Consider the following 7,780-nt stretch of genomic DNA (forward strand, 5'->3'; position numbering starts at 1 on the left):
AGGTTCGTTGACCCGCGGAGGGAGGTGTGGGAGAAAGACTGACGCAAAGCTCGTCGTTCGTCCGTCCGCTACGTGGGGGTGAGGAATGAAGTCGATCGGAAGATGGGGACGCCTCGGCGCCCTCGTCGGGATCCTGGCACTGTTCGCCGCCGCGTGCGGTGGCGACGACGCCGGGCCCGGCGGCGGCGACGTGAAGACAGGCCTCGGTATCACTACCGCAGCGTGTCCCGGCAGCACACACGCGGATCGCGGGTGCATCTATCTCGGCGTGCTGTCCGACCTGACGGTCGGTCCGTTCCGCGCCCTGGCCGTGCCGATCACGGACGGCCAGAAGGCCTTCTGGAAGCGCGTCAACGACGGCAACGGCATCGGCGGGAAGTACGACGTCGATATCACGAAGTACACGCGCGACAACAAGTACAACCCGCAGGAGCACGTCGCGCAGCTCCGCCAGATCCTCCCGAACATCCTCGCGCTGGCGCAGTCGCTCGGCACGCCACCGACGATCGCCGCGAAGGACATCATGGAGGACGAGAACCTCGTCGCCGCGCCCGCCTCCTGGTGGTCCGGCTGGGTGTTCGACGATCTCGTGATCGAGAGCGGTTACAACTACTGCGTCGAATCCATGAACGGACTCGACTGGGCGTCCGAGACCTTCGGCAAGCCGGACACGCTCATGGCGGTCCACTACCCCGGTGACTACGGCGGCGACTCGGCAGCCGGCGTCGCCAAGTGGGCCGAGATCAACGACGTGGCGTTCCCGAAGGCGAACGACGTCCAGACGGCGCCGAACGCTACGGCCGGGAACCAGGATGCGCCGGTGGCGGCGATCCTCCGCACGAAGCCGGATGTCGTCATGCTCGCGACCGGCCCCGCCGAGATGGCCGAGATCGTCGGCAAGGCGGCGGCAGGCGGGTTCAAGGGTCGGTTCGTCGGCGCGATTCCGACGTACAACCCGGCCGTCCTCCAGAGCGCCGCGAAGCCGGCGATCCTCGGGCTCTACAACTTCGTCAGTCCCTGGGGGCCGTGGGGCACGAACACCCCCGCGCACAACGCGATTAAGGCCGCGGCGGGCTCGACGCTGCCGACGAACGAGGGATACGCGTTCGGCTGGATCTGGTCGTACCCGATGAAGGCGGTCCTCGAGAAGGCCTTCGATCTGGGCGACCTGACCCGCGATGGCGTGCGTGCCGCCGTGAAGCAGACGACGGTCGACTACGAGGGCGCGCTGCCGAGCAAGTCTCTCGGCGGCGACGCGAACACGAACGTGGTCCGACAGTCGCTGATATTGAAGGCCGACGAGAAGGCCCCGCTGGGTTCTTCGGTCGTGAAGGACTTCTTCGTGGGTCCGACGGCCAAGGACTTCAGCTTCACGGAGCCCTGCCAGAAGCTCTGACCCGTTAGACCCGAGTATCCCGGGTGGCGACCGCGGAACCGCGGATCGCACCCGGGATACTTCGTCTCTAGGCCGATGCGATGGTGGCAAGTCCCCGCGATCAGCATGAAGCACGCGATCATGCGCGAGAGGCGGGTCAACGTGCGTATCCGTTAGATTGGCCCGACTCCATCAGGTAGGCGGGAGGACCGTGCCGTCCGACGACCGGACCCGAGTGCTTCGAGTCACCGACCACACGGCGATCTGGCATCCGTTCACGCCGATGTCGGCGTGGCTCGAGGACGACGCGCCGATCATCGAGCGCGGCGAAGGTTGCGACCTGATCGACACCGACGGGCGCCGTTACATCGACGGCGTCTCATCGCTCTGGGTCAACGTGCACGGCCACGGGCATCCGCGCATCGTCGAAGCGATCGTCGAGCAGACCCGCCGGCTCCAGCACTCGACGTTCCTCGGCCTCAGCCATCCGCCGGCGATCGAGCTCGCCGAGCGATTGATCGCGCTGGCGCCCGGCCGCCTCTCGCGTGTCTTCTACTCCGAGAACGGCGCGGCCGCCGCGGAGGTCGCGCTCAAGATGGCGTTCTCCTACTGGCGGAATCGCGGCGAGACCCGGCCGCTGTTCGTTTCGGTCGAGAACGGCTATCACGGCGACACGCTCGGCGCGGTTTCGGTCGGGAGCATCGAGCGCTTCCACGAGGCATACCGCCCGCTGCTGTTCCCGTCGGCTTCCATACCCTCACCGTACTGCTATCGATGCCCGCTCGGGCGCACTTACCCGGCGTGCGAGATCGCGTGCGCCGACGTGCTCGAGGACGTCCTTCGGCGCGAAGGCGACGGCGTCGCCGCGGTCGTCGTCGAGCCGCTCGTGCAGGGCGCCGGCGGGATCATCACCGCGCCCGACGGTCATCTGGCCCGCGTCGCGGAGATCGCCCGCCGCCACGGCACGCTGCTCGTCGTCGACGAGATCGCGACCGGTTTCGGCCGTACGGGGACGATGTTCGCCTGCGAGCAAGAGAGCGTCGAGCCCGACCTCATGTGCGTCGGCAAGGGCCTCACGGGCGGGTATCTCCCGCTCTCGGCCACGCTCGCCACCGAGGAGATCTTCGAAGCGTTCCTCGGCCGGCCCGAGGAACACAAGACCCTGTACCACGGCCACTCCTACTCGGCGAACCCGATCACGTGCGCTGCGGCGCTGGCGACGCTCGACGTGTTCGAAGAGGAACGAACGATCGAGCGGCTGCAACCCAAGATCGAGCTGCTCTCGCGCCTGCTCAAGCCGCTCGCCGATCACCCCTTCGTCGGCGACGTGCGACGGCGCGGGTTCATGGCCGGCATCGAGCTGGTGGCCGACCGCGCGACGAAGGACCCGTTCCCCGAGTCGCTGCAGATCGGCGCCCGCGTGGCGCGCGCCGCACGTCCTCTCGGGGCGATCATCCGGCCGCTCGGCGACGTGATGGTGTTGATGCCGCCGCTCGCGATCGACGACGACCGGCTGAGCCGCCTGGTCGCGATCACGGCGCAGGCGATCGAGGACGTCACCGCGTCGTTGCGATGAGCGATCCTCTCGGCTTCATCGCCAAGGAGCTTGCCACGCTCGAGGACGACGCGCTGCTGCGGGAGGTCCGCGCGCTCGACTCGGCTCAAGAGCCGGAGGTCGTGCTCGACGGCGCGCGCATGATCCTGCTCGCGTCGAACAACTACCTGGGCCTCGCAACGCATCCCCAGGTCGTCGAGGCGGCCGCGGAGGCGGCGCGGCGCTGGGGAGCCGGCACGGGCTCGGCGCGACTCATCAGCGGCGGCATGCGCCTGCACGACGAGCTCGAGGAGCGACTCGCCGCGTTCAAGCGGGCCGGATCGGCGCTGCTTTTTTCGTCGGGCTACCTCGCGAACCTCGGCACGATCTCCGCGCTGGTTTCTCGTGGCGATGCGATCTTCTCCGACGAGCTGAACCACGCCTCGATCATCGACGGCGCACGTCTCTCTCACGCGGACGTGCATGTATATCGCCACGCAGATCCCGAACATCTCGCGACGCTTCTCCGCGAACACGGCGCCCGGCGGCGGAGTCTCGTTGTGACCGACACGGTCTTCTCGATGGACGGCGACGTCGCACCGCTCCCCGAGATCGTGGAGGTTTGCGAGCGAGCCGGCGCCATCCTGATGGTCGACGAGGCTCACGCCACCGGGGTCGTCGGGCCGGGCGGCCGGGGCACCGTCGCGCACTTCGGCCTCGAGGGTCGCGTGCCGGTGGTGATGGGCACCATTTCGAAGGCGCTCGGCTCGGCCGGCGGGTACATCGCAGGATCCTCAGACTTGATCGCCTACCTCCGGAACCGCGCCCGCGCTTTCATCTTCGACACCGCTCCGACGCCGCCGACGGTCGCGGCTGCGACCGCGGCGCTCGCGGTCCTCGAGCACGAGCCGGAGCGTCCCGAACGCGCGCGCGCGCTCGCCCGGAAGCTTGCCGCCGGCCTCCGCGCGTCGGGGTTCGCTGTTCCCGAGCCGGCCGCCGCGATCGTGCCCGTAGTCGTCGGGAGCTCCGAGACGGCTCTGGCGTTCGCGATCGCGCTGCTGGATCAAGGCGTCCTGGTCCCGGCGATCCGACCGCCGAGCGTGCCGGCGGGCACAGCGCGATTGCGCGCCACCGTGATGGCAACGCACAGCGACGCGCACATCGATGCAGCCGTGCGCGCGTTCGCCGGCGCCAGGGTCGGCGCCTGGATCCCGTGATCACCTTCGTCACCGGAACCGATACCGGCGTCGGCAAGACGATCGCGTCGGCCTGGCTCGTCGCCGCGGCCCGCGCCGCCGGCCGGTCGGTCCGCTACGCGAAGCCGGTTCAGACGGGGCTCGCTCCCGGGGAACACGGATCGGACGCCGACTTCGTCCGCGCCGCCACCGGCGCGGAGTGCGAGGAGCTCCTCCGGCTCACCGAACCGCTCGCGCCTGCGGTCGCCGCGGAGCGCGCCGACACCACGATCGATGCGGATCGGCTGGTCTCCGCGCTGCAGGAACGCGCGAAGGACTGCGACGAGCTCGTCGTCGAAGGAGCCGGCGGCCTGTTGGTTCCACTGGACGAAGGTTGGACGATGGCGGATCTCGCGGGGGCGCTCGGCGCGCAGGTCGTGGTGGTGACGCGGCCGGGCCTCGGCACGCTCAACCACACGGCGCTGACGCTCGAGGCGGCGGGCCGGCGCGGGCTTCTCGTCGCCGGGTTGGTGGTGTGCGGCTGGCCGGTCAAGCCTGGGATCACCGAGCAGACGAATCTCGAACGCCTCGCCGCGATGGCGCCGATCCTCCATACGATCCCGTTCCTGCCGGGCGTTTCGGTCGAGCGCTCGGAACCGGGTCCTCTCCGCGACCTGCTCGCACAAGTCTGAGCACAGGGCGTGCTTAGGGCTCGTCGGGCGAAAGCCGGCCCAGGATCCCTTCGCCGACGTTGTCGCCGCACCGCGGAGTGTTCCGGGTGAAGATCGCGACGAAGCCTCGCTTTTAGTTGCAGACCGGATCGAGCGGCGTTGGAAGGCGCAGCGGCGGCACCGGCAGCGTAACGAGCGGGTTCGAAAGAGCGTTCACCGGATCGGACCCGCCCTCCAATGGCAGCGCGAGGCAGGTCCCCCCGTGCTCCTCGAAGCCGTCGCTGAAGAGATCACCGTCGGAGTCCGGGTCCGATGGATCGGTCCCGGCCTTGGACTCATCGCAGTCGGTGACGCCGTCGCCGTCGGAGTCGGGGCCAGTCGAGCAGGTCAAAAGGCTCGCGTCCGCCTGCGCGTTTCCGGCGATGGGAACCTCGATTTGATTGGCCTGGGCAAAGGTCGGTTTATCGTCATACCATTCGGCCGTCGTCGCTCCGCCTGGGACACAGTCTCGGAACAAGACCTTGTAGCCGCCCGGAACGAACGCACCAGCCTGGTAGTCCCCTGCGTCGTTCGTTGTCCAAACCCCGAGCACCGTCCCAAACGGCTTGCGGACCTCTACGCAGATACCGGCGAGCGGATCACCCACCAAGTCAGTGACATTCCCGAAGATGAATCCGCTCGTTGGCGTCGTCGACGCGAGCTCGATATCGACCCCGGACGTCGTCTGTCCACCGACAACCGCGACCGGATCGGCGGCCGCAATATTGGGCTTGTCGTCGTACCACTCGGACGCGTGCGTGATGTGGACGCAGTCTTCGAAGAACATTCGGTAGTCGCCTGCGGGGAGCTGGTCGATGTAGTACTCGCCGGTCTCCGCGGTGGCCACCTGGTAGTAGTCGAGTGGGCCGTAGGCCGTGACGCATACCGCGTAGATGGGAGCGCCGGTCTCATCGGTGACGGTGCCCGTGATGTGTCCCGCGGCGGTCAGCGCGGCGTCGATCCCCGAGGTCTCGCTTCCCTCGACCACGATCACGGGATCGGCGGTGAAGGGACTCGGCTTGTTGTCGTACCACTCCATGAGGTAGTTCCCCGGCGTGTGGCAGCCGAACTGAGCCGTGTACGAGCCGCTCGGCAAGCCCGGGATCCGGTATGTGCCGTCGGCGTTCGTGTTCACGCCGTGGCCTGTCGTGGAGTTGCCCACGCTCACGCATTCTCCGGCAAGCGGCGTCCCCGATTCGTCAGTCACTAGGCCGCTGACGCTTCCGCCGACGGCCAGCGCGGCGTCGACCCCGGAGGTCTCGGCTGCGTCCTGCACCACGACGAGCGTCGCGGAGGCTTCGTCCGGTGCGTTGTCGTACCACTCGGGGAGGTACTCGACGTTGTCGCAGCCATGGAAGAGCACCTTGTAGCTCCCCGAAGCCAGACCGTTTACGAGATAGCGGCCCGCGGCGTCCGTCTGTGTTGAGCCCTGCTCTCCGGCTCCCGGCGCGAAGACGTTGACGCACGCGCCGGCAAGAGGGCCTCCCTCGACCGCCGTGACCGTCCCACTGATCGAACCGGTCGTAGCCGCCGGTGCTACACCGACGCCGGCCAGGGAGGACAAGACCACCGCCGATAGAGCGGCGACCGCTCGGAGAGGCGGGATGCGCGCGTGCATTAGGCGGCTAGATTCGTCGCCGCAAAGGGTATCCCTGCGCGTGGAAACAAAAGGGGGGAGGATTGTCCGCCCCGCACGCGGTCCCCGTACAGTTACGTACCGTGACCTCGGTCCTGCACCAACCCATCTCCATCGGCGGGATGACCGTCCGCAACCGCCTCTACCGCGCGCCCGTACTCGAAGGCGCCGGCAACGGCCCCGATGCGGCTGGGATCTACGCGGACGCCTTCGGCGAAAACGCGCGTGCCGGCGTCGGGCTGATCATCCAAGGAAACTCCTGCATCAGCGAGGAGGGACGCTCGTCGCCGGGCATGACGTTGTTCAACACGCGCAAGCGGGCGCTCGCGCTCACCGAGGTCACCAAGGCGGTCCACGCGGGCGGCGGACGGATCATGCTCCAGATCGGTCACGCCGGGATCTACGCGATGGAAGGCTGGCACGCCACGTACGCGAAGGCCCGGACCGCTCCCATCATCGCGGTGTCGAAGCCGCCGGTTCACGTGCGGCCCGCGTTGCGCGGCGTCCCGATCCACGTGCTGACGACCGAGGAGATCCGCGAGATGGCCGAGCAGTTCGGCCGGTGCGCCGCCTGGGCGCGCGAGGCCGGCTACGACGGCGTGCAGATCGCGTCGTCGAACGCAAAGATGATCCACCAGTTCATCTCGCCGTACTACAACCGCCGCGGCGACGAGTTCGGCGGCTCGACGCGCAACCGCGCGCGGATGCTCGAGCTCATCGCCGATCGGATCCGCACGCATGCCGGCGAGGACTATCCGCTCACGGTGAAGATCCCGATGGGCGAGGACTCGCCGCCGCTCTCGCCGGCGATCGACATGAAGGAAGGCCTCGAGCTGTGCCGGCTCGCCGAGGAGTTCGGCTACCACGCGATCACACCGGTCGGGCTTTCGGTCTTCCCGCACGGTTCGCTCTGCCGCGGCGGCTATCCGTCGTCGATCGACGACACCGCATCGATCCAGAAGCGCTACGAGGAAGCGCTCGGCGGCTCGAAGTTCAAGCTGCGCGTGCTGCGTTGGGGCTACAAGCGCGGCGCGAAGCAGTACCCGTTCATGCCGGTGTGGAATCGCCCGTTCTTCACCGCGGCCAAGAAGGCCGTTTCGATCCCGGTGTTCGCGGTCGGCGGGATCAGACATCTCGACGAGTGCGAGCAGATCCTCGGCGCCGGCGAGGCCGACATGATCGGTATCGGGCGCCCGTTCTACGCTGAGCCCGAGCTGCCCGCGCGTCTCCTCGGCGGGGATCACGGCGACACGCTGTGCGAGTCGTCGAATCGGTGCCTGCCGCCGCAGATGCTGGGGATGAAGGCCGCTTGCTACAACCCGAACGTGAACCGCAAGAAGGCGGCCCTTC

The 7,780-nt window shown here is 68.3% G+C and carries 6 protein-coding genes; 5 read left to right on the forward strand and 1 reads right to left on the reverse strand.

Translation table 11 applies throughout. The features are described 5' to 3' along the window. The first annotated feature begins 85 nt into the window (after positions 1-85). From WEB06_02470 to bioD, 4 genes are all read left to right on the forward strand, one after another. Entirely contained in the window at positions 86-1,396 is a 1,311-nt protein-coding gene (locus tag WEB06_02470) for an ABC transporter substrate-binding protein (protein ID MEX2554477.1), read from the forward strand. A 190-nt stretch (positions 1,397-1,586) separates the two neighbouring features. Next, entirely contained in the window at positions 1,587-2,951 is a 1,365-nt protein-coding gene (bioA, locus tag WEB06_02475; GenBank protein ID MEX2554478.1) for an adenosylmethionine--8-amino-7-oxononanoate transaminase, read from the forward strand. Continuing rightward, on the forward strand, positions 2,948-4,126 hold the full coding sequence (gene bioF / locus WEB06_02480; GenBank protein MEX2554479.1) for an 8-amino-7-oxononanoate synthase: 1,179 nt from the start codon (positions 2,948-2,950) through the stop codon (positions 4,124-4,126). Before bioA ends, bioF begins: the two co-directional genes overlap by 4 nt. Further along, positions 4,123-4,776, forward strand: coding sequence for a dethiobiotin synthase (bioD, locus tag WEB06_02485; GenBank protein MEX2554480.1), 654 nt, complete (start codon positions 4,123-4,125; stop codon positions 4,774-4,776). Before bioF ends, bioD begins: the two co-directional genes overlap by 4 nt. A gap of 112 nt (positions 4,777-4,888) precedes the next feature. On the opposite strand, the gene WEB06_02490 is transcribed toward bioD, so the two are convergent. Beyond that, positions 4,889-6,412 (reverse strand): carboxypeptidase regulatory-like domain-containing protein, encoded by a 1,524-nt coding sequence (locus WEB06_02490; GenBank protein ID MEX2554481.1) that lies wholly within the window; start codon positions 6,410-6,412, stop codon positions 4,889-4,891. A 101-nt stretch (positions 6,413-6,513) separates the two neighbouring features. On the opposite strand from WEB06_02490, the gene WEB06_02495 reads away from it, so the two are divergent. Beyond that, positions 6,514-7,780: NADH:flavin oxidoreductase (locus tag WEB06_02495; protein MEX2554482.1), on the forward strand; the 1,267-nt coding region annotated here is incomplete at its 3' end.

It is taken from the genome of Actinomycetota bacterium (assembly GCA_040905475.1).
Lineage (GTDB): Bacteria > Actinomycetota > AC-67 > AC-67 > AC-67 > DATFGK01.

Bases quoted from the DNA above. Each gene is read 5' to 3' on its own strand.
- WEB06_02470 (MEX2554477.1), top strand. From the start codon at position 86: ATGAAGTCGATCGGAAGATGGGGACGCCTCGGCGCCCTCGTCGGGATC.
- WEB06_02490 (MEX2554481.1), bottom strand. From the start codon at position 6,412: ATGCACGCGCGCATCCCGCCTCTCCGAGCGGTCGCCGCTCTATCGGCG.
- bioF (MEX2554479.1), top strand. From the start codon at position 2,948: ATGAGCGATCCTCTCGGCTTCATCGCCAAGGAGCTTGCCACGCTCGAG.